The sequence below is a fragment of the Streptomyces sp. NPDC028289 genome (assembly GCF_055565975.1).
On the sequence record NZ_JBVHTI010000001.1, the window covers coordinates 417,147 to 440,717 of the forward strand.

The 23,571-nt window shown below is 69.6% G+C and carries 21 protein-coding genes and 1 riboswitch; of the genes, 5 read left to right on the forward strand and 16 right to left on the reverse strand.

Going from position 1 to position 23,571, the window contains the following annotated elements; all coding sequences use genetic code 11:
- Positions 1-31 precede the first annotated feature (31 nt).
- Positions 32-1,267 (forward strand): glycosyltransferase 87 family protein, encoded by a 1,236-nt coding sequence (locus ACZ4UV_RS01925; protein ID WP_467835318.1) that lies wholly within the window; start codon positions 32-34, stop codon positions 1,265-1,267.
- Between the two features lie 17 nt (positions 1,268-1,284).
- Here ACZ4UV_RS01925 and ACZ4UV_RS01930 read toward each other — a convergent pair whose 3' ends face one another.
- The 5 genes from ACZ4UV_RS01930 to ACZ4UV_RS01950 all read right to left on the reverse strand — a co-directional run bounded on the left by ACZ4UV_RS01930 (position 1,285) and on the right by ACZ4UV_RS01950 (position 6,858).
- Positions 1,285-2,481, reverse strand: a complete 1,197-nt coding sequence (locus tag ACZ4UV_RS01930; RefSeq protein WP_451021876.1) for a hypothetical protein — start codon at positions 2,479-2,481, stop codon at positions 1,285-1,287.
- A gap of 30 nt (positions 2,482-2,511) precedes the next feature.
- On the reverse strand, positions 2,512-3,531 hold the full coding sequence (locus tag ACZ4UV_RS01935; RefSeq protein ID WP_451021875.1) for a C40 family peptidase: 1,020 nt from the start codon (positions 3,529-3,531) through the stop codon (positions 2,512-2,514).
- Between the two features lie 458 nt (positions 3,532-3,989).
- Entirely contained in the window at positions 3,990-5,024 is a 1,035-nt protein-coding gene (locus ACZ4UV_RS01940; protein WP_451021874.1) for a C40 family peptidase, read from the reverse strand.
- 210 nt (positions 5,025-5,234) lie between these two features.
- Positions 5,235-6,578 carry an NYN domain-containing protein gene (locus tag ACZ4UV_RS01945; protein WP_467835321.1) on the reverse strand — a complete coding sequence of 448 codons (1,344 nt, stop codon included), beginning with the start codon at positions 6,576-6,578 and terminating at the stop codon, positions 5,235-5,237.
- A gap of 40 nt (positions 6,579-6,618) precedes the next feature.
- Positions 6,619-6,858 (reverse strand): hypothetical protein, encoded by a 240-nt coding sequence (locus ACZ4UV_RS01950; RefSeq protein ID WP_009309707.1) that lies wholly within the window; start codon positions 6,856-6,858, stop codon positions 6,619-6,621.
- Positions 6,859-7,011: 153 nt separating this feature from the next.
- Between ACZ4UV_RS01950 and ACZ4UV_RS01955 the strand changes: the two genes are divergently transcribed.
- Positions 7,012-7,806: a rhomboid family intramembrane serine protease gene (locus tag ACZ4UV_RS01955; RefSeq protein WP_467835325.1), complete on the forward strand. Its 795-nt coding sequence runs from the start codon at positions 7,012-7,014 to the stop codon at positions 7,804-7,806.
- Positions 7,803-8,084: an Lrp/AsnC family transcriptional regulator gene (locus ACZ4UV_RS01960; RefSeq protein WP_067245114.1), complete on the forward strand. Its 282-nt coding sequence runs from the start codon at positions 7,803-7,805 to the stop codon at positions 8,082-8,084. Before ACZ4UV_RS01955 ends, ACZ4UV_RS01960 begins: the two co-directional genes overlap by 4 nt.
- Before the next feature lie 176 nt (positions 8,085-8,260).
- Here ACZ4UV_RS01960 and ACZ4UV_RS01965 read toward each other — a convergent pair whose 3' ends face one another.
- The 6 genes from ACZ4UV_RS01965 to ctaE form a co-directional block, all read right to left on the reverse strand.
- On the reverse strand, positions 8,261-9,622 hold the full coding sequence (locus tag ACZ4UV_RS01965) for an aminotransferase class V-fold PLP-dependent enzyme (RefSeq protein ID WP_451023166.1): 1,362 nt from the start codon (positions 9,620-9,622) through the stop codon (positions 8,261-8,263).
- Positions 9,623-9,782: 160 nt separating this feature from the next.
- A riboswitch (SAM riboswitch) is annotated at positions 9,783-9,899 on the reverse strand.
- Between the two features lie 219 nt (positions 9,900-10,118).
- Positions 10,119-11,183 carry an anthranilate phosphoribosyltransferase gene (trpD, locus tag ACZ4UV_RS01970; RefSeq protein ID WP_467835329.1) on the reverse strand — a complete coding sequence of 355 codons (1,065 nt, stop codon included), beginning with the start codon at positions 11,181-11,183 and terminating at the stop codon, positions 10,119-10,121.
- A 165-nt stretch (positions 11,184-11,348) separates the two neighbouring features.
- The gene (gene qcrB / locus ACZ4UV_RS01975; protein WP_451022425.1) at positions 11,349-12,986 is read right to left on the reverse strand and encodes a cytochrome bc1 complex cytochrome b subunit; all 1,638 of its coding nucleotides are present in this window, start codon (positions 12,984-12,986) and stop codon (positions 11,349-11,351) included.
- Positions 12,983-14,041: a cytochrome bc1 complex Rieske iron-sulfur subunit gene (gene qcrA / locus ACZ4UV_RS01980; protein WP_451022426.1), complete on the reverse strand. Its 1,059-nt coding sequence runs from the start codon at positions 14,039-14,041 to the stop codon at positions 12,983-12,985. The genes qcrB and qcrA overlap by 4 nt, the downstream gene beginning before the upstream one ends.
- A complete protein-coding gene (qcrC, locus tag ACZ4UV_RS01985) occupies positions 14,038-14,850 on the reverse strand; it encodes a cytochrome bc1 complex diheme cytochrome c subunit (protein ID WP_351490369.1) in 813 nt (270 codons plus the stop codon). Before qcrC ends, qcrA begins: the two co-directional genes overlap by 4 nt.
- A gap of 77 nt (positions 14,851-14,927) precedes the next feature.
- Positions 14,928-15,548, reverse strand: coding sequence for an aa3-type cytochrome oxidase subunit III (gene ctaE / locus ACZ4UV_RS01990; RefSeq protein WP_451022427.1), 621 nt, complete (start codon positions 15,546-15,548; stop codon positions 14,928-14,930).
- Between the two features lie 178 nt (positions 15,549-15,726).
- Here ctaE and ACZ4UV_RS01995 point away from each other — a divergent pair, with 178 nt between their 5' ends.
- Positions 15,727-16,128: a response regulator gene (locus ACZ4UV_RS01995; RefSeq protein ID WP_093503963.1), complete on the forward strand. Its 402-nt coding sequence runs from the start codon at positions 15,727-15,729 to the stop codon at positions 16,126-16,128.
- A 77-nt stretch (positions 16,129-16,205) separates the two neighbouring features.
- Here the strand turns inward: ACZ4UV_RS01995 and ACZ4UV_RS02000 are convergent, their stop codons facing one another.
- The 4 genes from ACZ4UV_RS02000 to ctaC form a co-directional block, all read right to left on the reverse strand.
- Positions 16,206-17,468: a L,D-transpeptidase gene (locus ACZ4UV_RS02000; protein ID WP_451022428.1), complete on the reverse strand. Its 1,263-nt coding sequence runs from the start codon at positions 17,466-17,468 to the stop codon at positions 16,206-16,208.
- Positions 17,469-17,619: 151 nt separating this feature from the next.
- Entirely contained in the window at positions 17,620-18,018 is a 399-nt protein-coding gene (locus ACZ4UV_RS02005) for a cytochrome c oxidase subunit 4 (RefSeq protein ID WP_093503960.1), read from the reverse strand.
- Positions 18,015-19,745, reverse strand: a complete 1,731-nt coding sequence (gene ctaD, locus ACZ4UV_RS02010) for an aa3-type cytochrome oxidase subunit I (protein WP_351490360.1) — start codon at positions 19,743-19,745, stop codon at positions 18,015-18,017. Before ctaD ends, ACZ4UV_RS02005 begins: the two co-directional genes overlap by 4 nt.
- Complete coding sequence (gene ctaC / locus ACZ4UV_RS02015) at positions 19,742-20,704, reverse strand: aa3-type cytochrome oxidase subunit II (RefSeq protein WP_351490358.1); 963 nt, start codon at positions 20,702-20,704, stop codon at positions 19,742-19,744. The genes ctaD and ctaC overlap by 4 nt, the downstream gene beginning before the upstream one ends.
- Before the next feature lie 301 nt (positions 20,705-21,005).
- Between ctaC and ACZ4UV_RS02020 the strand changes: the two genes are divergently transcribed.
- The gene (locus ACZ4UV_RS02020; RefSeq protein ID WP_467835337.1) at positions 21,006-22,385 is read left to right on the forward strand and encodes an aminotransferase class V-fold PLP-dependent enzyme; all 1,380 of its coding nucleotides are present in this window, start codon (positions 21,006-21,008) and stop codon (positions 22,383-22,385) included.
- Between the two features lie 86 nt (positions 22,386-22,471).
- Here the strand turns inward: ACZ4UV_RS02020 and ACZ4UV_RS02025 are convergent, their stop codons facing one another.
- Positions 22,472-23,446 (reverse strand): carbohydrate kinase family protein, encoded by a 975-nt coding sequence (locus ACZ4UV_RS02025; protein WP_451022084.1) that lies wholly within the window; start codon positions 23,444-23,446, stop codon positions 22,472-22,474.
- Positions 23,447-23,571: the final 125 nt, after the last annotated feature.

Below are 23,571 nucleotides of genomic sequence, written 5' to 3' on the forward strand. Positions count from 1 at the left end.
GACACGGCGATGCCGACGGACAGGGGCTCAGGTGGACAGGACGGGCGTGCGGCGTGCCATGGTGTTGCTGCTGGTCACCTGGGGTGCCACCCGGCTGGTGCTGCTGCTGTTCGTCCTGAAGGTGTTCGTGTTCCCGGGCGCGGACGTCACGTCCGACGTCTCCGTCATCTACCAGGGCTGGTACGAGGTCCTGCGGCACGGAACGTTTCCCCTGGACGACGTCACCTGGCAGTACCCGCCCGCGGCCGCCCTGGCGATCCTCTCCCCCGGCCTCCTCCCCTTCCTGGACTACCCGACCGCCTTCTTCGTCCTGGCCTGCCTCGCCGACCTGGTGGTCCTCTCCCTGCTGCTCTACACCGGCCCGCGCCCCGGCCGCACCCTGCGCGGTGCCTGGGTCTGGGTGCTGGGCGTCCCGCTCCTCGGCCCGACCGTCTACTCCCGCTACGACCTGATGGTCACCGCCGTCGCCGTCGCCGCGCTGCTCGCCGGGGCCCGGCATCCCCGGATCATGGGCGCCCTCGTCGGCTTCGGCGCGATGGTGAAGGTGTGGCCGGCGCTGCTCCTGGTGGGCGCCGTACGGCGGCGGGCCTGGGCGTCCGCGGCGGTCACGGCGGGCGCGGTCGGCACACTGTTCGCGGTGGCCATGCCCGGCGCGTTCGCCTTCCTGACCTTCCAGCGGGACCGGGGCACCGAGGTGGAGTCCCTCGGCGCGCTGGTCTTCCACATCGCCCGGCACTTCGGCTGGCACGGCGAGGTGCTGCTCAACTACGGCTCGATCGAATTCCTCGGCCCGCACGTGCAGGCGGTGAGCACGGCGGCCCTGCTGCTCACCGCGCTCGCGTTCGGCTGGCTGCTGCTGTGGCGGCTGTCGGCGGCCCGCTTCCGCTCCCACACGCTCGCGGACGCGGCCTTCACCGCCGTCCTGATGTTCACGGTCACCAGCCGGGTGATCAGCCCTCAGTACATGGTGTGGCTGGTGGGCCTGGCCGCCGTCTGCCTCTGCTTCCGCGCCGGCCGCATGACCCTCCCGGCGGTCCTGGTCCTCCTGGCGACCTTCGTGACGGTCCTGGAGTTCCCGGTCGGCTTCTCGCACGTCGTGTTCAGCGACTGGTACGGCATCACCCTGCTGCTCCTGCGCAACGGCCTGCTGCTCGCGGCCACGGTCACGGCGGCCCGCGCACTGTGGCGCTCCACGGTGACCGAGGACGCCGTCGCGCCCTTCCCGGCTCAGACGCCCCACACGGAGGAGACGTCGGTCTCCCCCTGAGCCCGGGTGCGACCGGCTCAGTCGCCCAGCTGAGCCTTCAGGTAGTCCCGCCAGCGGGCGGTGAAGTCCGGCAGGGTCGTGCCCAGTTCCGTCTTCAGGGCGTCCTCCACCGCGCCCGCGCGCTCCGTGTGCGCGCCGACGGCCCGGTAGAAGGCGCCGAGCTTCTCCTCGCCCCAGTGGGCGGCGATCATCCGGCAGGCCAGCCAGCCGCCCTCGTAGGCCTGGGCCAGCTTGGTGGGGTCGTCGGTGAAGCCGAAGTCCTTGTCGGCGGGGAGGTCCTCGGGGGCGTCTCCGGCCTCGACGGCGCGGGCGAGTTCGGGGGCCGCCTCGGTGGGTGTGCGGCCCGTGTCGAGGTAGCCGATCCAGTCGGCGTAGCCCTCGGAGAGCCAGAGCGGGGTGGCGGCCGTGGTGTGGGCGCGGGTGGCCACGTGCGTCGTCTCGTGGGTGAGGACGACCTGTCTGCCGACCGCGCCGAGGACGGCGTACGCCTCCGGGTTGAGGATGACCCGGTCCGCCGGGGCCTGGCCCGAACCTCCCGCCTCGCCGGTGGTGACGGCGGCGATGCCCTTGTAGTTGGAGGCGGGGGCGCCCAGCAGGCCGGCCATGCCGCTCAGCGACCCGGGTACGAGCAGCACCACCCGCCGCGTCCAGTCCGTGCCCCAGGCCTTGGAGACCTCGGGGACGGCGGTGTCGGCGAGGCGGGCGTAGCCGCGCAGTGTGGTCCGGGACTGGCCGACGCCGAGGACGAGGGTGTGGGTGCTCTTGACGGCGGTCACCTCACCCTGGTCCCAGAGCTGTTGCCCGGACTGCGTGGCCGGCTTGTCGTATGTGACATACCACTGTCCGTCGGCGGTGCGGCTGAGGGTCAGCGCCCGGTCCGTCGTCACCGGCGCCTTGTCGTAGCCCTGTATCCGGTAGCTGAGCTGCGCGTCGGCGGTGGCGCCGGCGCCGTCGGGGTGGAGGGCGGTCAGCCGGTAGCTCCAGGCCGCGAGCGGTACGGCCCGCAGGTTCGCGTACGAGCTCCGGGTGCCGGTCTCGGCGTACGCCTGCTCGTCGTGGCCGAGGACCGCGGCCGAGCGGCGGTCCAGGACCTGCTGCACCTCGGCCATCGCCGTACCGGTCGGCGACTGCCCGCCGCCGCATCCGGTCAGCGGCAGGAGCAGCAGACACAGCCCCACCGCTCCTGAGCGCCACGCCCGTCCACGACCAGCCACTTTCCGATCGTACGGGCAGGAGCCCGGAAGTCAGGGCCGGGTGACGGAGGAGACCGGCATCATTCCGACCGGGTCGTAGCGGACCGGGGCGCCGGGGTAGGGGGCGTGGATGACCTGGCCGTTGCCGACGTACATGCCCACGTGGCTGGCGTCGGAGCGGTAGACGACCAGGTCACCGGGTTGCACCTGGGAGAGCGGGACCTGGTGGCCGACGTGGCGCTGCTCCTGCGAGGTGCGCGGGAGGTGGATCCCGGCGTGCGCGTACGACCACTGCATCAGGCCCGAGCAGTCGAAGCCGGAGGGGCCGCTGGCGCCCCAGACGTACGGCCTGCCGAGGGCGGAGCGGGCGGCGGCGATCGCCGCGGCGGCACGGCCGTCGGGGACGGCGGCGTCGGAGAGGCCGGGCAGGTCGGCGCGGTCGTCGCCGCGGGAGGCGTGCTCGAAGGCGACGCGGTCGGCGGCGGGCATCGCGTTGAGCAGGTGCCGGGCCTTGGTGAGCTTCCGCTCCACGGTGGCCTTGTGCGAGGCGACCGCCTTGCGGCTCTTCTCCAGCTCGGCGAGGTTCCCGGCGGCCTCGGACCGCTCCTGGGCGAGTTCGCGCATCGCTGCCTGGAGCCGCCTGAGCTGCCCGGCCTGGCGGGCGTCGACGCGGTCGAGGAGGGAGGCCCGGTCGAGGTAGTCCTGCGGGTCGTCGGAGAACAGCAGGGCCACGGCGGGGTCGATGCCGCCGGAGCGGTACTGGGCGCCGGCGAGTGAACCGAGCGCCTCCCGCATGGTGTTGATGCGCTGCTGCTGGCGGGCGATGCGGTCCTGGGAGTCGTTCACCTCGCGGCGCAGCGTGCCGGCCCGCTCGGCGGCCTTGTCGTAGGCCTGGGTCGCCTCCTCGGCCTGCTGGTACAGCCGGTCCACCTCGGCACGGGCGTCCGCGTGCGGGGCGGCACTCGCCGGCACGGCACCGAGTGCGGCGGCCGCGGCCGAGAGCACACAGAGAGCGGCACCGGCGCCCCGGTTGAACCCGGACGACGGTGCGAGACGGCGATGAGACCCCACGGGAAACGGCACCCCTTCCGTTTGTCGGACGCCCGACGGTCTCCCCCGGGTACAGGGGGAAACGCGCCAGACATTGACGCCCTCCCCCGCCCGAAGACGGGGAATTCCGGTCCGCACCGCACAGCGGCGCCACCACGGGTTCCTGTTTCACAGGCCGCCGCCAACCCGTGTGGGCTGGTCCTACGCGGCCTCCGCAGGCGTGACTTTCCGCCCGTCCGGCGGTAGGTCCGACAACTCGGTCGCCGAACGCCGCGATGCTAGCCATACGACCGGCCGACGGCCAAAGACCTTCACGGCCGTGGAAACGCCACACCCCGCCGCTGACGCAGGTCACCGGCGGGGCGTGGAGTCAGTCCCGGTTGCCGCGATTCGCCCGTTCGGGCGCCACCACGAGTTGATCTTCGGCCGTACGGGGGTCGCGACAACCCGGTGGGGTCGGATCCGGAGACCCGGTGGGGTCAGATCCGGACGCCGAACTCGAAGGTCATGTCGCTCATCGCCTCGTAGCGGACCACGGCGCCGGTGTGCGGGGCGTGCAGCACCTGGCCGTTGCCGGCGTAGAGGCCGACGTGGTGGTAGTCGCCGTAGAAGATGACCAGGTCGCCGACCTTGAGGTCGCTCGCGCTGTAGATGCGGGTGCCGGCGTTGGCCTGCGCCTCGGAGGTGCGGGGTATGGTCACGCCGGCCTGGGCGTAGGCCCAGGAGGTCAGGCCCGAGCAGTCGAAGGAGGACGGGCCGGAGGCGCCGTAGACGTACGGGGAGCCGATCACGGACTGGGCGGCGGCGAAGGCGGCGGCGGCCCGGCTGGAGGCGGAGCCCGTGTTGCCGAGGTCCACGCGGGAGGAGGCGCGGCTGGCGGCCTGGGCCTGCTCGGCGTCGAGGGCGGCCTTCTCCTTGGCGGTGAGCGTGTTGAGCAGCTTCTGCGCGTCGGCGAGCTTGCCCTGGACGGCCGACTTCTGCTTGGCGAGCTCGGTGCGGGTGGCGGAGAGGTCCTTGAGCTTGTCGGAGGCCTCTGCCCGCTCCTGGGCGAGTTCGCGCTGTTTGTCCTGGATCTTCTTCAGGGCCTCGACCTGCTGGCTGCTCAACTGGTCGAGCGTGGAGGCCTTGTCGAGGTAGTCGTCCGGGTCGGACGAGAGGAAGAGCTGGACGGAGGGGTCGATGCCGCCCGAGCGGTACTGCGCGGTGGCCAGCGAACCGAGGCTGTCCCGCAGCTTGTTGAGGTCCTCCTGCCCACGAGCCACGTTGTCCTGGATCGTGGAGATCTCCTTCTGCAGCTTCTGCTGCTTGTCCTTGGCGCCGTCCAGCTTCTCGGTGGCCTGCTCGGCCTCCTCGTAGAGCTTGTCGACCTTCGCCTTGACCTCGTCCTTGGTCAGCTTCTCGCTGGGCGCCGCGTTGGCGGCGTTGGCGCTGAGGACTACGGCGGCGGCCGCTGCGGTGGTGAGCACGGTCACGCGCGCACGGCTCGACTGCTTGGGTCGACGATGGGACGCCACGGAGACGGGCTCCTTCGTTTGAGTGATCACCCGTGTGGAGGTTCGAGGCCAGACCCTAGTGACCTACCTGTGATCAGTTCAAACCCAGCAGCCAAAAAAGTGGTCACGCAACGCACTCTTTGCACATAACTCACGAGCAGTAATGCGCGATTGACGCTACGTTGCGTGACGGTTCGGTCAATTCGGGCATTGCATATGCGGGTTGCACGTTCAGGACAGTCGCTTCAGAAGCATCGCAGAAGCGACCGGACGGGCACCCGCCTTCGCGACCCCGTCGGCGACCTCGCGGTCGGTCGAGGCGACGATCACCGGACGGCCCGGCGGCTCGGCGCGCACCAGCTGGCGGATCAACTCGTCCGCGGTGACACCGGGCTTGGAGAACAGGACGCGGACCCCGCGCGGTGGGGCGAGCAGCACCGGCGCGGCCAGCTCGGCGCCGTCGAAGACGCAGGTGACCTCGGCGCCGGTCTGGGCGGCGAGCTGGGAGAGCTGGCCGAGCAGCCGCAGCCGCTGCTTCTCCAGCGGCATCTGCGGATAGCCGGTCTTCGTCACGTTGTAGCCGTCGACGACCAAGTGCGCCTGGGGCAGGGCCAGCAGCTGGTCGAGGATGGCCGGGTCGTGCTCGGACAGCGCTCGCGCCGCGATGTCCTTCGGGGTCATTCGTCCCGGTTCGACCGCGTCCACGGTCTCGGCGGGCCGCACCGAGACCGGCGGCAGGGCCAGCTCCCGGCGCAGCCCCTGGGCGGCGTCGAGGACGGTGTCGAGCAGCAGCCGCAGCCGCATGCCCTCGACACTGCGCCCCTCGCGGGCGGCCCGGCGGCTGGCCTCCAGGGCCGCCTCGGCCTCGCCGAGCCGGGCCTTGAGCCGCCGGCTCTCGCTCTCGGCGGCGGACACCAGGGACTGCCCCTCGGTCCGCCCCGCCTCCATCTCGCCCTGCAGCTTGCGCAGGGCGGCTTCACCCCGCTTGACGTCGCTCAGCGCGGCCCGCAGCTTGCGGTGAAGCGATTCCGCTTCCTTCTTCGCCGCGTCCAGCTCGGTGCGCAGTCGCTCCGTCTCGGACCTGGTCTGCTCCCGGGCCCGGTCCAGTTCCTCGCGCAGCCGCTCCAGTTCGGCCCGGCTCTCCTCGTCGGCCCGCTCGGCGTCGGCCCGCTGGGCCTCCTCGCCGGCCGCCGCCACGAGCTTCACCCAGCCCGCGGGGCGCAGTACATAGGCCGCGGCCGCCACATCGAGCGGGTCCGCGGCCGGGGGCGGGGAGCCGGAGTCCAGGGCGCCGGCCAGTTCCGGCTGGGCCTCTCTCAGCTTCTCGCCGATCCGCTGCCGGAAGAGGGTGTCCGTCTCCAGCGCGGCCGCCATGGCGTTCCCCGCGAACTTGGCCCGGCGATTCGGGGCAAAGCGGGCGTACTGCCGCAGCTGGGCGGGCAGTTCGGCGACGGTCAGGCCGCCGAACCCGTCCGACACGATCTGCACGACACGCCGCCGCACACCGTCGGGCAACGGACGGTCAAGCACCTCGGCGGTGCCGTCACCCGGCCCCCCGCCCGTGGTCTCCACCATCCGTCACACCCCATCACCTGTACGGGGCCGGCTCCCGGTCTCAGGAGTCGGCGCCCGGCCTGTCCACCAGTTCCACCTGGTCCACCGCGTTGCACCAGCGGCAGCGCACCGACTCGATGGTCTCACTGACCACCTCGCGCTCCTCGACCTTCGGCTCACCGGCCAGGTCGAGGTGAACGTACTCGACCACCTTCGACGAGCGGGTCACGTCGAAGCGCGTGAGGTTGCCGCAGAGGGTGCAGCGCCACCGCGTCGTGGCGGTCGGCAGGGGAACCGTCATCGTGGCTTGTTCGCTTCCTTCTAGTGTCCGTGACGCGCCGTCCCGACGCGTGTGGCTCGTAACCCTACGGCCTGGCGGGTACCCGACGCCCGCCCGTCCACGGCGGCGAGGCGATCTGCACCACTGCGTCCCGTTACGCCATGCTCTATGTCCATGATCGGCAACTGGAACACGACGGCGGCCCGGACCCTGCGGAGCCTGCGGGGCACGTCCGCGCCCATGACGTACACCCTGATCGCCGTGTGCTGCCTGATCTTCGTACTCGGCCCCGCCTCCGGCTTCACCCCGTCCTACGGCACCGGAGAGGCCCTCGCGACCGCCCAGCGGGCGTATTTCCGGCACTGGGGGGTGGTTCCCGCCGACCTGTTCGACGGTCCGGTGCGGGAGGCGCTCACCCCGGCCACGGCGCTGTTCATCCACGGCAGCTGGGTGCACCTGCTCGGCAACATGCTCTTCCTCTTCGTCTTCGGGGCGATGACCGAGGAACGGATGGGCCGCGTGGAGTTCACTCTCTTCTACGTCGGCTGCGGCTATCTCGCGCTGCTCGGCTACGCGGCCGCCAACGCCACGTCCCAGCAGTCGCTGGTGGGCGCGTCCGGGGCGATCTCGGCGGTCCTCGGAGCGTTCCTGTACCTGTTCCCCAGCGCCCGCGTGACCAGTCTCCTCCCCTTCCTCTTCTTCCTCCCGCTCCGCTTCCCGGCCTGGGTGGTCCTCCCCTTCTGGGCGGCCCTCCAGTGGCTGGCCCTGAACCAGGCCCCCTCCGGCCCCGGCGTGGCCTACCTCGCCCACCTGGTCGGCTTCGGACTCGGGTTCGGCTACGCGTGGGTGCGGTACAGAAAAAAGAAGGGCGCGAAGCGCGGCCTTGGAAGGGCGGTGGCGGGCGACGGGCGGGCGACTAAAGTGAAGGTCGCCCCAGCTCCGGCACCCGAGGGAGAGAACCAGCCGTGATCACCGCGATCGTCCTCATCAAGACCAGCGTGGACCGGATCCCCGAGATCGCGGAACGGATCGCCGCGCTGGACAGCGTCAGCGAGGTCTTCTCCGTCACCGGCACGTACGACCTCATCGCCATGGTCCGGGTCCAGCAGCACGAGGATCTGGCCGAGGTCATCCCCGGCTCCATCAGCAAGATCCCCGGCGTGGAGGCCACGGACACGCACGTCGCGTTCCGCACGTACTCCCAGCACGACCTGGAGGCGGCGTTCGCGATCGGCCTGGACAGCTGAGCGCCGCCGACTGCAGCGCCCCGTAAGGGGCGCTGGGGGTACCCCCGGCCGAAGGCTGGGGGAGGAACTGCGCGACCAGCCACGACGGACCCGCGGGGGGCCACGGCGCTTCGTGCCCGGCTGCCGGCCGGTGGGGGCTGAGCGCGCGGTTCCCCGCGCCCCTGGCGGGGCGCTGATCACACCGCCGGGACGCAGCGGCCCTCTTCCGTGCGGTACGACCACTTCGCACCGTCGGTCACAAGTTCCCGTACCGCCGTCACGAAGCGCTCCACGTGCTCGTCCGGCGTCCCCGCCCCGAAGCTCACCCGGATCGCGTTGAGGGACTTCTCGCCCGGTGCCGCCTCCGGCGCCCCGCACTCGCCCTGGGCCTGCGGGTCGGAGCCCAGCAGGGTCCTGACCAGCGGGTGGGCGCAGAAGAGGCCGTCGCGGACGCCGATGCCGTACTCGGCGGAGAGCGCGGCGGCGAAGTGGGAGCTGTTCCAGCCGTCCACCACGAAGCTGATCACGCCGACGCGGGGGGCGTCGTCGCCGAAGAGGGAGAGGACCCGGACCTCGGGTACCCCGGCCAGGCCCGCCCGCACCTTCTCGATCAGGTGCTGCTCGCGGGCGACCAGCGTGTCGAAGCCGGCCTCGGTGAGCGCCTTGCAGGCGGCGGCGATGGAGTAGGCGCCGATGACGTTGGGCGACCCGGCCTCGTGCCGCGCGGCGCTCTCGTGCCACTCCACGGCCACTCCCCCGTCCTCGCGCCGGGTGACCTTGCGGCTGGCGCCGCCGCCCGCGAGGTACGGCTCGGCGGCCTGCAGCCAGTCGGCGCGGCCGGCCAGGACGCCGGAGCCGAAGGGGGCGTACAGCTTGTGGCCGGAGAAGGCGACCCAGTCGACGCCCAGGTCCCGAACCGAGACGGGGTGGTGCGGGGCCAGCTGGGCGGCGTCCAGGACGATCCGGGCGCCGTGCGCGTGCGCGGCGGCCGCGAGCTCCCGTACGGGCCACAGCTCGCCGGTGACGTTGGACGCGCCGGTCACGCAGACCAGGGCCGGACCGTAGGGGTCGCGGTCGGCGAGGGCGCGTTCCAGGGTCTCGACGGCCTGGCGCGGGGTGCGGGGCGCGTCGAGGTAGGTGACACGGGCGTCCTGCCACGGCAGCAGGGAGGCGTGGTGCTCGGTCTCGAAGACGAAGACCTGGCAGTCGGCGGGGAGGGCACGGGCCAGGAGGTTAAGGGAGTCCGTCGTCGAGCGGGTGAAGACCAGCTGGTCGTCGGGGCGGCAGTCGAGGAACTCGGCGACGGTCCGGCGGGCGTTCTCGAAGAGGTCCGTGGAGAGCTGGGAGAGGTAGCCGGCGCCGCGGTGGACACTGCCGTAGTAGGGCGCGTACGCCGCCACGTCGTCCCAGACCCGCTGCAGGGCGGGGGCGCTGGCCGCGTAGTCGAGGGCGGCATAGGTGACCTCGCCGCCGGTGACGAGCGGGACGGTGACATCACGGCCCAGAACGGGCAGGGGGGCACAAACGGACTGGGCGGAGGCAGCGGTGGAGACGGACATGGGTGAACTCCCGTGTGAGCAGGTGAGATCCGCCGTGCGAGCGGATGCGCTCAAGCAGCGGCAGGGGAAAAGGGTGTGCGGAGGCGGGGCTCTGCGGCCCTATCGCATTCGCTTGCTCACGGAAGGCTCCTCGACGACCAGGACCCCTGGTGGTTCGAGGGGTCCGCGCTTGCCGTGAACCTCGCTGCCCACGGCCTGGTCTTCACCCGGGGCACCCCGCCACGGACGGAGGGTTGCCGGACAGTCGGCCGGGGCCTCATGACTGTCACTCATGACCTGGAAAGAAACGTAGGGGAAGTGATCGCAGTCGCGCAACTTCAGTCCGCATGACGGGACGGAGCGAGGGCTGCGGACAGTTCGGCACCGCCGCAGAGGCCGTATGTGGTTGCGCACCGTTGCGGCGGAGAAGCAGGTGTACGCCGGTCCGCAACGGCCGTCGGCCACGACGGTGGAGCCCGGCGGTGCCGGGCCCACCCCAGCCCCCTGGACCGGCGCCCTACTTGTGTGTCGCCGCCGCCCAGCGCTCCAGGACCTGCTTGGCCGCACCCGAGTCGATCGAGTGCGCCGCCTTGTCCATGCCGGCGCGGAGTTGCTCTGCCAGCGACCCCGTGCCCGGGTCCAGGGCCACCAGCGCCGCCGCCGAGTTCAGCAGCACCGCGTCCCGTACCGGGCCCTGCTCGCCGTCCAGGAGGCGGCGGGCGACCTCCGCGTTGTACGACGGGTCACCGCCCCGCAGCGCCTCCACGGGGACCAGGTCGATGCCGACGTCACGGGGGTCGAAGGTCTCCTCCGTGACCTTGCCGTCCCGGACGGTCCAGACGCGGGACGTGGCGGTCGTCGTCAGTTCGTCGAGGCCGTCGTCGCCGCGGAAGACGAGGGAGGAGTGGCCGCGTTCGGCGAAGACCCCCGCGACGACGGGGGCCATGCGGGGATCCGCGACACCGACCGCCTGGGCCCGCACCCGTGCGGGGTTGGTCAGCGGGCCGAGGATGTTGAAGACCGTGCGGATGCCCAGCTGGCCGCGGGCGGCGCCCGCGTGGCGCAGCGCCGGGTGGAACTTGATGGCGAAGCAGAAGGTGATGCCGGCCTCCTCGGCGACCTCGGCGACCCGCTGCGGGGTCAGGTCGAGGTTGACGCCGAGCTTCTCCAGGACGTCGGAGGCCCCGGACGCGGAGGAGGCCGCACGGTTGCCGTGCTTGACGACCTTCGCGCCGGTGCCGGCCACCACGAGCGCCGACATCGTGGAGATGTTCACCGTCTTCGCGCCGTCGCCCCCGGTGCCGACGATGTCGACGGTGCGGCCCGGCACCTCGATGACGTTGGCGTGCTCGTACATCGTGCGGACGAGCCCGTTGATCTCCTCGACGGTCTCGCCCTTGGCCCGCAGGGCGACGACGAAGCCGGCGATCTGGGCGTCGGTGGCCTGGCCGCGCATGATCTGGTCCATCGCCCAGGCCGTCGCGTCGGCGCTCTGGTCCTGGCCGTACAGCAGCGCGTTCAGTACCTCGGGCCAGGAACGGCCCGCCGCGGTGTCGCCTCCAGCGGGGGTCACAGCGCTCATGAGGCCGCTCCTGATCGTCGTAAGGGAAATAGCCGGTTTCAGGGCCTACCCTATCCAGCTCCGGGCACGGCAAAGGCCCCCGTCCTCCCCTAGTCCTCGAACAAACTCGGACCGGGGGCCCATCCGGACGGGGGCCCTTCGACCGTGGCGTGGCGACGCGGTCGATCAGTGGTGGCCGTGGCCGCTCGTGATCTCCTTGTACTCCTCGACAGTCGGCTTCGGGATCTGGTTGTCCTCGCCGTAGTAGGCGTTGCTCAGCTTGGCGCGGAGCTTCTCGGAGCCCTTGATCTTGCGCTCGACACCGTTCTCGTCGACCGCCGGGCCGACCTGGGCCGGCTCGTACTGGTGGTGCGCCGTGAGGGTGTGCAGCTGCTCCTGCGAGAGCGGCTCGTGGACCTCGATGAACTCACCGTGCGGCAGCCGCTTGATGATGCCGGTCTCGCGACCGTGCAGCACCTTCTCGCGGTCCCGGCGCTGCAGGCCGAGGCAGATCCGCTTGGTGGCGATGAACGCGATCACCGGTCCGGCGAAGAAGAAGATCCGGACGAACCAGGTCACGTCGTTGATCGACAGGTGGAAGTGGGTGGCGATGAGGTCGTTGCCACCGCCGACCAGGCCCACCATGTACACGGTCACCCAGGCGACACCGAACGCGGTGCGGGTCGGGGCGTTGCGCGGGCGGTCCAGGATGTGGTGCTCGCTCTTGTCGCCGGTGACCCAGGACTCGATGAACGGGTAGACCGCGATCGCCGCGAGGACCAGACCGAACAGGATCAGCGGGATGAAGACGCCCAGGACCAGGGTGTGGCCCCAGAAGTTGATCTCCCAGCCGGGCATGTAGCGGATCAGGCCTTCGGCGAAGCCCATGTACCAGTCGGGCTGGGCGCCGGTGGACACCTGGTCCGGGCGGTAGGGGCCCATGGCCCAGATCGGGTTGATCTGGGTGGTCGCCGCGATGGCCGCGATGACACCGAAGACCAGGAAGAAGAAGCCTCCGGCCTTGGCCATGTAGACCGGCAGCAGCGGCATGCCGACGACGTTCTTCTCGCTCTTTCCGGGACCCGCGAACTGCGTGTGCTTGTGGTAGAAGACCAGGATCAGGTGGCCCACCATCAGGCCGAGCATGATGCCCGGCAGCAGCAGGATGTGGATCGAGTAGAACCGGGCGACGAAGTCGTGGCCGGGGAACTGCCCGCCGAAGAGGAAGAACGAGATGTACGTGCCGACGATCGGCATCGACAGGATGGCGCCCTCGGTGAAGCGGACACCGGTGCCGGAGAGCAGGTCGTCCGGGAGCGAGTAACCGGTGAAACCGGTGAACATGCCCAGGACGAACAGCAGGAAGCCGAACAGCCAGTTGATCTCACGCGGCTTGCGGAACGCGCCGGTGAAGAACACGCGCATCATGTGCACGAACATGCCGGCGAGGAAGATCAGCGCGGCCCAGTGGTGGATCTGCCGGATGAGCAGACCACCGCGCACGTCGAAGGAGATGTGCAGGGTCGAGTTGAACGCCTCGGACATCAGCTGTCCCTGGAGCGGGACGTAGCTGCCGTGGTACTCCACCTCGTTCATCGACGGGTGGAAGAACAGCGTCAGGTACACACCCGTCAGGATGATGATGATGAAGCTGTACATGCACACTTCGCCCAACATGAACGACCAGTGGTCGGGGAAGATCTTGCGCATGTTGGACTTGGCCAGGGAGTAGATCCCGAGCCGTCCGTCGGCCCAGTCGGCGACGCGCTCGCCGGCCGGTGCCTTCCCGCGCTCGCGGGACTCGGTGTTCTCTGTAGTGCTCATCCGCGCTCCCAGAAGGCAGGACCGACGGGCTCGTCGAAGTCGCCGAGCGCCTGGAGGTAGCCCTCCTCGCTCACGCCGATGCGCAGCTGCGGCAGGGCGTGGCCGGCCGGGCCGAAGATCACTCGGGCTCCGTCGGAGAGGTCGAAGGTGGACTGGTGGCACGGGCAGAGCACGTGGTGGGTCTGCTGCTCGTACAGCGAGATCGGGCAGCCCACGTGGGTGCAGATCTTCGAGAAGGCGACGATGCCCTCGTGCGACCACTCGAGCTCGCGCTTGTCCTTGATGTTGTCCGGCTGCAGCCGGATGATCATCAGGGCCGCCTTCGCCATCACGTTCTGGAAGTCCTCCTGGGACTCCTCGACGCCCTCGGGCTTGGCGAAGGTCAGCGAGCCGACGGCGACGTCGGAGGGACGCAGCGGCTCGTTGGTGTTCATGTTGACGAGCAGCTTGCCCTTCGACCACGCCGTGTGGCGCAGCGAGGTGCCGGGCAGCGGACCGAGGTCGCGCAGCAGCACGACGCCGGAGAGCGGGACCAGGGTCAGCGCGCCGAACATCGTGTTGCGGATCAGCTTGCGCCGGCCGAGCGCCGATTCCTTGGCGCCCTGCTTGAAGTCGGCCAGGACCTTGGCCTTGACCTCCGGCGGGGCCGAGATGGCGTGCCGCTCGTCGGCGACCTCCACGTCGGACATCAGGGTGCGGGCCCAGTGGACCGCGCCCGCGCCGATGCAGAACAGCGCCGCGCCGAGGGTCAGGCCCAGCGCGAAGTTCAGCGCGCTGATGTGACCGATCGGGAAGACGAAGATCGACTTGTCCTTCGGGATCGTCACATAGGACGCGATGAACCCGACGGTGGCCAGCATCGACACCGTGAACAGCATGGCCACGACGCGCTCGGACCGCTTGGCGGCCCGCTCGTCGATGTCCTGGATCCGGTGCTCGTGCGGCGGCAGACCCGGGTCCGAGAACGGGTCCTTCTCGTCCGCCACACTCACGGCGGTGTGCGCGTGGTCCTGCTCAGCGGGCAGGTTCTCTTCTGGAATGTCTTGGCTACTCATGACTTCTTGGCCTTTGCGGTCCGAGCGGCGACCCAGACGGCGACCGCGATCAGTGCACCGAGACCGAAGATCCAGGCGAACAGACCCTCGCTGACCGGCCCGAGGCCGCCCAGGTTGAGACCGCCGGGGTTCTCCGTGTTGCTGCTGTTGACCGCGTTCAGGTACGCGATGATGTCCTTCTTGTTCTTCTCCGTCAGCGTGGTGTCGGGGAAGGACGGCATGTTCTGCGGGCCCGTCTGCATGGCCTCGTAGATGTGCTTCGGGTCGACACCCTCAAGGCTCGGGGCGAACTTGCCCTTGGTCAGCGCACCGCCCGAGCCCACGAAGTTGTGGCACTGCGCGCAGTTGGTGCGGAAGAGCTCGCCACCCTTGGCGATGTCGGCACCGTCCGGGCCGTACTGCTCCGAGGTCGGGACCTCGGGACCGGCGCCCAGCGAGGCGATGTACGCCGCGAGCTGGTCGATCTGGGCCTGGGTGTAGATGTTCTTCTTCTTGACGACCTGCGGGCCCTGCGAGGTGGCGGCCGGCATACGGCCGGTGCCGACCTGGAAGTCGACGGCCGCGGCGCCCACGCCCACCAGGCTGGGGCCGTCGGACGAACCCTGACCGCCGGTGCCGTGGCAGCTGGCGCAACCGACCGAGTAGAGCTTCTTGCCCTCCTCGATGGTCAGGGACTGGGATGTTTCATCGGCCTGCGCCTTGCCCGCGGGTGCGAACGCGGCGTACAGCCCCCCTGTGCATGCCAGCGCGAGGAGTAGGACGACGACCGCCGCCAGCGGATGGCGTCGTCGTGCGGAGAGCTTTTTCACGGATTACCCCGGTGTCAGGATCTTCTGCGTCGATGCTTCTGGAAAGTGCGCTTCTGCGGCGCGTGGTGCCGGCCCGGCTACTTGATCAGGTAGATCGTGGCGAAGAGGCCGATCCACACGACATCGACGAAGTGCCAGTAGTAGGACACGACGATGGCCGCGGTCGCCTGCTCGTGCGTGAACCTCTTCGCCGCGTAGGTGCGCCCCAGGACGAACAGGAAGGCGATGAGGCCGCCCGTCACGTGCATGCCGTGGAAGCCGGTGGTCAGGTAGAACACCGAACCGTACGGGTCGGAGGACAGGGAGATCCCGTCCGTCTTGACCAGGTTCGTGTACTCGTAGATCTGACCGCCGATGAAGATCGCACCCATGATGAAGGTGACGATGAACCAGCCCCGGAGCTTCTTCACGTCCCCGCGCTCGGCGGCGAACACGCCGAGCTGGCAGGTGAGGGAGGAGAGCACCAGGATCGTGGTGTTGGTCGCCGAGAAGGGGATGTCGAGGTGACTCGCCATCTCCTTCCAGTGAGCCTCGCCGGTCACCGATCGCAGGGTGAAGTACATCGCGAAGAGGGCCGCGAAGAACATCAGCTCGGAACTCAGCCAGATGATGGTTCCGACGCTGGTGAGGTTCGGCCTGTTGACCGACGGGTGCGCGTGCCCGGTATCTACTGTCGTTGCTGTCGCCACGACCGACATTATGTCGGTCGCTTATCTCGCGCTCACTCCGGGGGGTGCCGTTCGGAGTGTCCGCCCCGTGTGTAGTGCCCGGATGGCCCATCGAAGCGGTGTTCCAACAGGTGTTGACGAGGTGTTCAGGGGAGTAGCATCCGGCGCATCGGTCCTGTCCGTACGACGCTGACGTCTCGGAGGAACAATGCAGCCGACCGCCACGGTGCTGGTCTACAGCGACGACTCCAACACCCGCGAGCAGGTGCGGCTCGCCGCCGGCCGGCGGCCGGCTCCCGATGTGCCGTTCGTCGAGTTCGTGGAGTGCGCGACGCCCGCGGCGGTCCTCGCCGAGCTGGACAAGGGCGGGATCGACGTGTGTGTCCTGGACGGCGAGGCCGTGCCGATGGGGGGCATGGGGATGTGCCGGCAGATCAAGGACGAGGTGTTCAACTGCCCGCCGGTGCTGCTGCTGATCGGGCGGCCGCAGGATGCGTGGCTGGCCACGTGGAGCCGGGCGGACGCGGCTGTGACGCTGCCTGTGGAGCCGGTGGAGTTCGCGGGGGCGCTGGCGTCCCTGTTGCGGCAGAAGAGGCTGCTGAGCGCCTAGGAGAGGGTGGGGCGCGGTGCGTGCGCGGGTGCGGGCCGGTGGGGGCCGTTCGCGCAGTTCCCCGCGCCCCTGGTTTCTCATACTGACGTCGGCTGCAGACGTACCGCGTCCTCCGGCTTCGGGCCGTCCGGGGTGCCGTTGGAGAGGGCGCTGCCCTTGCGCCAGTCCTTCCAGGCGAGGTTCCAGTCGCCGAAGCCGTTGCCGAAGTTCTCCATCTCCTTGCCGTTGGAGTTGACGACCTTCACCAGGTCGCCCGGGTGGAAGGTGTCGAAGAACCACTCGGCGTTCGAGGTGTTCATGCCGGTGCAGCCGTGGCTGACGTTCTCGTAGCCCTGGGAGCCCACCGACCAGGGCGCGGCGTGCACGTACTCGCCCGACCAGGTGACCCGGGTGGCGTAGTAGACCGGCAGGTCGTACGAGTCCGAGGTGCCCTCGGCGATGCCGACCGTGGTGCCGCGCATCCGTACGAAGTACTGCTTCTCCAGGACGACCTTGACGCCGTTGCGGGTCTCGAAGCCCGGTTTGCCGGTGGTGACGGGGATCTGGTTGATCTCCTTGTCGTCCTTGTAGACCGTCAGCTGGTGGGCGGCGGCGTCCGTGACGGCGAGGAGCTTGTCGCCCGTGGTGAGCTTGAGGGGCGCGGTCGCGCCGCCCCACAGGCGGTCGCTGATCCTGATGCCGTCCAGGTTGCTGTGCACCTGGATGGTGGCGTGGGTGGGCCAGTAGTCCTTGGGCCGGTAGTGCAGTTCCTTGCCGCTCACCCAGTACCAGGAGCCCTCCACGGCCGGGACGGAGTCGACCCTGAGGGCACGTTCGACGATGGCGCGCTGGGCCTTGTCCTTGATCTCGTGGTCGAGTTGGGCGGTGACCGGCTGGCCCACGCCGTACTCGCCCGCCTTGGGGCCGAAGGTGACCTTCAGCCGCTGCCGGGTGGTGGGCGTGCTGGTGTCGAAGGTGAGGACCTTGCGGCCGGACGCGCCGTTCTCGTCCTCGGTGCTGACCTGGACCGTGTAGTGGGCGTTGGCGGCCAGCGGGGAGGTGCTGTGCCAGCGGCGGCCGTCGGCGTCGAGTTCGCCCGCCACGAAGCGACCGGTGGCGTCCTGGGCCGTGACGTCCGTGATGCGGTCCTCGTCGCTCTTGGCGACGACCTCCAGGGGCTTGTCGGGGTCGGCCCGCTTCCCCGCACCGGTGGGCGTGTTGAAGGAGATCTGGTCCGCCGCGTCGTACGGCTTGTCCGCGAGGGGGTTGCCGTCCGAACCGCAGGCGGTGACGCCCGCGCCGAGGGCGATCACCAGCAGGGCGCAGCTGACGACGGTACGGGCGCACGGAGAGTGACTCATATTGTCACGCTATGAGATGTTTTCCGGACCGGCGCGGCAGGTAGCCCGGACGGGGGACGGCCGCTGCGCCGAAGGCGCGAAGGGGCCGGAACGGCAGGAGCCCGGACTCTCCTGACGGAGAGTCCGGGCTCCTGCTGCGCTCGGCGCGTGCTTACTGGGTGCGGTTCTCACCGCGGTAGTACTCGAACACCCAGCCGAAGAGGCCGATCATGATGATGGGTGCCGAGAAGTACAGCAGCCACCAGCCGACGGCGACACCGAGGAAGGCCAGCGCGCCGCCGACGCCCAGGGCGAGCGGCTGCCAGCTGTGCGGGCTGAAGAAGCCGATCTCTCCCGCCTCGTCCGCGACGTCGGCCTCCTTGTTGTCCTGGGCACCCGCGTCGACCCGCGAGGCGGTGAAGCCCAGGTAGAAGCCGATCATGATGCACAGGCCGAAGGCCAGGAAGAGCGCCGTGGTACCGGCCGGTTCCTTCGACCACACGCCATAGACGATCGCGATGACGAGGACGAAGACACTCAGCCACACGAACATGCGGCCCTGGATCTTCACTTGCCGGCCTCCTTGCTGCCCGCGACAGCGGCGGCGGCGTGGCCGTGCTCCAGCTGCTCCAGGGCGGCGATCTCAGGGTGGTGCAGGTCGAACGCCGGGGACTCGCTGCGGATCCGCGGCAGGGTGACGAAGTTGTGCCGCGGCGGCGGGCAGGAGGTCGCCCACTCCAGGGAGCGGCCGTAGCCCCACGGGTCGTCGACGCCGACGGGCTTGCCGTACTTGGCCGTCTTCCACACGTTGTAGAGGAACGGCAGGATCGACAGGCCGAGCAGGAAGGAGCTGATCGTCGAGATCGTGTTCAGCGTGGTGAAGCCGTCGGCCGCCAGGTAGTCGGCGTACCGGCGCGGCATGCCCTCGGCGCCCAGCCAGTGCTGGACCAGGAAGGTGCCGTGGAAGCCGATGAACAGCGTCCAGAACGTGATCTTGCCGAGCCGCTCGTCGAGCATCTTGCCGGTCATCTTCGGCCACCAGAAGTGGAAGCCGGAGAACATCGCGAAGACGACCGTGCCGAAGACCACGTAGTGGAAGTGGGCGACGACGAAGTACGAGTCGGAGACGTGGAAGTCCATCGGCGGCGAGGCCAGGATGACACCGGTCAGACCACCGAAGGTGAAGGTGATCAGGAAGCCGGTGGCCCAGAGCATCGGTGTCTCGAAGGACAGCGAGCCCTTCCACATGGTGCCGATCCAGTTGAAGAACTTCACACCGGTCGGGACCGCGATCAGGAAGGTCATGAAGGAGAAGAACGGCAGCAGCACACCACCGGTGACGTACATGTGGTGGGCCCACACCGTCACGGACAGACCGGCGATCGAGATGGTCGCCGCCACCAGACCCATGTAGCCGAACATCGGCTTGCGGGAGAAGACCGGGATGACCTCGGAGATGATGCCGAAGAACGGCAGCGCGATGATGTACACCTCTGGATGGCCGAAGAACCAGAAGAGGTGCTGCCAGAGCAGCGCTCCGCCGTTCGCCGCGTCGAAGACATGTGCCCCGAATTTCCGATCCGCCTCCAGCGCGAACAGCGCGGCGGCGAGGACCGGGAAGGCGAGCAGGACCAGCACGGCGGTCAGCAGCACGTTCCACACGAAGATCGGCATGCGGAACATGGTCATGCCCGGCGCACGCATGCAGATGATCGTGGTGATGAAGTTGACCGCACCGAGGATGGTGCCGAAACCGGAGAAGGCCAGACCCATGATCCACATGTCGGCGCCGATGCCCGGCGAGCGGACCGCGTCCGACAGCGGGGAGTAGGCGAACCAGCCGAAGTCAGCGGCGCCCTGCGGGGTGAGGAAGCCGCCGACCGCGATGGTCGAGCCGAACAGGTACAGCCAGTAGGCGAACATGTTCAGCCGCGGGAACGCGACGTCGGGGGCGCCGATCTGGAGCGGCATGATCCAGTTCGTGAAGCCGGCGAACAGCGGCGTCGCGAACATCAGCAGCATGATCGTGCCGTGCATCGTGAACGCCTGGTTGAACTGCTCGTTCGACATGATCTGCAGACCGGGGCGAGCGAGCTCGGCGCGCATGAGCAGCGCCATCACACCGCCGATCAGGAAGAACGCGAACGACGTGACCAGATACAGCGTTCCGATGGTCTTGTGGTCAGTGGTGGTGAGCCACTTGATGACCACGTTGCCGGGCTGCTTGCGCCGGATGGGCAGCTCGTCGGCGTAGCCTTCCGCTGCCGCGGCACCCTGGGGTTCGTTGAGGATGCTCACAGGTTGTTCGTCTCCCGGTTCTTCTCGTGGCTCGTCTGCGCGATGCCGGCGGGAATGTAACCGGTCTGCCCCTTCTTGACGAGGTCCTTGAGGTGCTGCTGGTAACGCTCGGGGGAGACGACCTTCACGTTGAACAGCATCCGGGAGTGGTCGACGCCGCAGAGCTCGGCGCACTTGCCGAGGAAGGTGCCCTCCTGGTTCGGAGTCACCTGGAACGCGTTGGTGTGGCCCGGGATGACGTCCATCTTCATCAGGAACGGCACCACCCAGAAGGAGTGGATGACGTCACGCGAGGTGAGGACGAAGCGGACGGTCTCACCCTTGGGGAGCCAGAGCGTCGGACCGGGGTTACCGGTCTGCGGGTTCTTCGTGCCCGGCGTACCGACGTCGTAGACACCGCCGGCGTTCGCCGGGAATTCCTTCTTGAACCGGTCCGGGATGGCGGACAGGTTCGCGTCGGTCTTCGCGTCGCCGGTGACACCGTCGACGGGCGTGATGTAGTTGAAGCCCCAGCTCCACTGGAAGCCGACGACGTTGACCGTGACGTCCGGCTTCTTGTCGGTGAGGCTGAGCAGCTTCGTCTCGTCGCGCGCCGTGAAGTAGAACAGCACCGAGACGATGATGAGCGGCACCACCGTGTACAGGGCCTCGATCGGCATGTTGTACCGGGTCTGGGCCGGGACCTCGATCTTGGTGCGGCTGCGCCGGTGGAAGATGGCGCTCCAGATGATCAGACCCCACACCAGCACGCCGACGGCGAGCGCGGCGGCCCAGGAGCCCTGCCACAGGGAGAGGATCCGCGGAGCCTCTTCCGTGGTCGGGGTGGGCATACCAAGGCGGGGGAAGTCCTTGTATGTGCAACCGGTAGCGGATGCCAGGACCAGGCCCGCGGTCATTGCCTGCAGCAGCTTCCGCCGCATCGGGCGCCGCGGCGAGCGGTCGGAGCCGTTGGGACTCACGTAGCGCCTTCCCGAGAGTCTCGCCCGCGCGGTCGGCTGCGGCCTTCTCGCTGGTCGGTCGCCGCCCTGCGTCGGGCAGGGGTTTGGATGTTTATGCGGACCAAACCCTAGCCGACGCGATTCGGGGGGTCGCGGGGAGGGGGGCATACGCGTCGCCTGTCACTCGGTTGGGGTGGGAATGGGCGCCCAATAGCTCGGGTTGTCGCGGTTTGCGGTGCGAGTGCGGGTGCGTGGGGGGCTGGTCGCGCAGTTCCCCGCGCCCCTCGGTCGGCTGTCCCTGCGGACGTTTTAACGTTGCTGTGTGTCCTACTTTGACGCTGCGTCCGCTGCCCCGCTCCATCCTGTTGCCCGTCAGGCGTTGTTGGCATCGCTTGACGACGGGTGGGCCGATCCGTCCCGGTTGTATCGGGAGGGGCGGAAGGCGCGCATGTTGCTGGATGCCGCGCGGGAGGCGGCTGCCGAGGCCGTCGGCTGTCGGGCGGACGAGCTGACTTTCACCTCTTCCGGTACGCGCGCCGTCCACACGGGCATCGCCGGGGCGTTGGCCGGGCGGCGCCGGACCGGACGTCACCTGATCGTGTCAGCCGTCGAACACTCCTCGGTACTTCATTCGGCCGAGGTGTTCGAGGCGGAGGGCGGACAGGTGACGCAGGTGCCGGTGTTGCGGACCGGCGAGGTGGAGGCCGGCGCCTACGAGGCTGCGCTCCGCCCCGACACCGCGCTCGCCTGCCTCCAGTCGGCCAACCACGAAGTGGGCACCGTGCAGCCGGTGGCCGCCGTCGCCGAGGTGTGCCGGGCGGCCGGGGTGCCGTTGCTGGTGGACGCGGCGCAGTCGCTGGGGTGGGAGCGGGTGGCGGGCGACTGGTCGCTGCTGACGGCGAGTGCGCACAAATGGGGCGGGCCGAGCGGGGTCGGGCTGCTGGTCGTACGCAAGGGGGTGCGGTTCGCCGTCCAAGGGGCCTCGGACGAACGGGAGTCGGGGCGGGCACCCGGCTTCGAGAACCTGCCGGCGATCGTCGCGGCGGCCGCCGCGCTGCGGGCGGTACGGGCGGAGGCCGAGCGGGAGGCCGTACGGCTTCGGGAGCTGACGGCACTGATCCGGGCGCGGGTACCGGAGTTGGTGCCGGACGTGGAGGTGGTGGGCGACGCGGAGCGGCGGCTGCCCGGGATCGTCACCTTCTCCTGTCTCTATGTCGATGGAGAGACACTGCTGCACGAGCTGGACCGGGAGGGCTTCTCGGTGTCTTCCGGGTCGTCCTGCACGAGCAGCACCCTGACGCCGAGCCATGTGCTCAAGGCGATGGGTGTGCTCAGTGAGGGGAACGTGCGGGTGTCGCTGCCGACGGGGGCGGTGGAGGCGGATGTGGAGCGGTTCCTGGAGGTGCTGCCGGGGGTGGTGGCAGGGGTCCGGGAGAAGCTGGGCGCCCCGATGCCGACGGCGACCGTACGACAGGCGGAGGAAGTCGTCGTCGACTCGCTCGGCAAACGGTGCCCGATCCCGGTCATCGAACTGGCGAAGGTCATCGGCACCGTGCCGGTGGGCGGCACGGTCCGAGTCCTGTCGGACGACGAGGCGGCACGCCTGGACGTCCCGGCGTGGTGCGAGATGCGGGGCCAGGAGTACGTGGGCGAGGAACCGGCCGAAAAGGGAACGGCGTACTTGGTACGCCGGGTGAGCTGAGCGCCCCTTCGGCGGCGCGGGGCTGTGTCGATTTGCGGCTGCCGCCGCGTGGGCGCGACCAGCCCCCACGCCGCCGCACCCGAAACTCAGACCAGATAACCCCGGACCTCTTCCGCGGCCTCGTCCCCGTACGCCTTGGTGAACCGCTCCATGAAGTGCCCCCGGCGCAGCTGGTACTCCTGCGTCCCCACCGTCTCGATGACGAGGGTCGCCAGCATGCAGCCCACCTGGGCCGCCCGCTCCAGCGAGACCCCCCACGCGAGCCCCGAGAGGAACCCGGCGCGGAACGCGTCGCCGACGCCCGTCGGGTCGGCCTTGCGCTCCTCGTCGGGGCAGCCGACCTCGATGGTCTCCTCGCCGGCCCGCTCGATCCGCACCCCGCGTGCGCCGAGCGTCGTCACCCGGTGGCCGACCTTCGCGAGGATCTCCTCGTCGCTCCAGCCGGTCTTCGTCTCGATGAGCCCCTTCTCGTACTCGTTGGAGAAGAGGTACGTCGCGCCCTCCAGCAGTATCCGGATCTCGTCGCCGTTCATACGGGCGATCTGCTGGGAGAAGTCGGCGGCGAAGGGGATGGAACGGGTGCGGCACTCCTCCGTGTGGCGGAGCATGCCCTCCGGGTCGTCCGCGCCGATGAGGACCAGGTCGAGTCCGCCGACCCGGTCGGCGACCGTCTTGAGCTCGATCAGGCGGGCCTCGCTCATCGCGCCCGTGTAGAAGGAGCCGATCTGGTTGTGGTCGGCGTCGGTCGTGCACACGAAACGCGCGGTGTGCAGGGTCTCCGAGAGGCGGACGGAGTCCGTGTCGACGCCGTGCCGGTCGAGCCAGGCCCGGTACTCGTCGAAGTCGAAGCCCGCCGCACCGACCAGGATCGGCCGGGTGCCGAGCTGTCCCATGCCGAACGCGATGTTCGCGCCGACGCCGCCCCGCCGTACGTCCAGGTTGTCGACCAGGAAGGACAGCGAGACCGTGTGCAGCTGGTCCGCGACCAGCTGGTCCGCGAAGCGGCCGGGGAAGGTCATGAGGTGGTCGGTGGCGATGGAGCCGGTGACTGCGATGCGCACGGCTGGGACTCTCCTGAGGGGGAGGCGTTATTGACAGTTAACGCTACCGGGTCCGTGTGGCGCCCTGAAGGTGCCAAAACTACCCGATAGTAGATCTTTCTTCGCGGCGCTCGGCGTGCTTACGG

Bases quoted from the DNA above. Each gene is read 5' to 3' on its own strand.
- ACZ4UV_RS01945 (WP_467835321.1), bottom strand. From the start codon at position 6,578: ATGGTGGAGACCACGGGCGGGGGGCCGGGTGACGGCACCGCCGAGGTG.
- ACZ4UV_RS01950 (WP_009309707.1), bottom strand. From the start codon at position 6,858: ATGACGGTTCCCCTGCCGACCGCCACGACGCGGTGGCGCTGCACCCTC.
- ACZ4UV_RS01955 (WP_467835325.1), top strand. From the start codon at position 7,012: ATGATCGGCAACTGGAACACGACGGCGGCCCGGACCCTGCGGAGCCTG.
- ACZ4UV_RS01965 (WP_451023166.1), bottom strand. From the start codon at position 9,622: ATGTCCGTCTCCACCGCTGCCTCCGCCCAGTCCGTTTGTGCCCCCCTG.
- trpD (WP_467835329.1), bottom strand. From the start codon at position 11,183: ATGAGCGCTGTGACCCCCGCTGGAGGCGACACCGCGGCGGGCCGTTCC.
- qcrB (WP_451022425.1), bottom strand. From the start codon at position 12,986: ATGAGCACTACAGAGAACACCGAGTCCCGCGAGCGCGGGAAGGCACCG.
- qcrA (WP_451022426.1), bottom strand. From the start codon at position 14,041: ATGAGTAGCCAAGACATTCCAGAAGAGAACCTGCCCGCTGAGCAGGAC.
- ctaE (WP_451022427.1), bottom strand. From the start codon at position 15,548: ATGTCGGTCGTGGCGACAGCAACGACAGTAGATACCGGGCACGCGCAC.
- ACZ4UV_RS01995 (WP_093503963.1), top strand. From the start codon at position 15,727: ATGCAGCCGACCGCCACGGTGCTGGTCTACAGCGACGACTCCAACACC.
- ACZ4UV_RS02000 (WP_451022428.1), bottom strand. From the start codon at position 17,468: ATGAGTCACTCTCCGTGCGCCCGTACCGTCGTCAGCTGCGCCCTGCTG.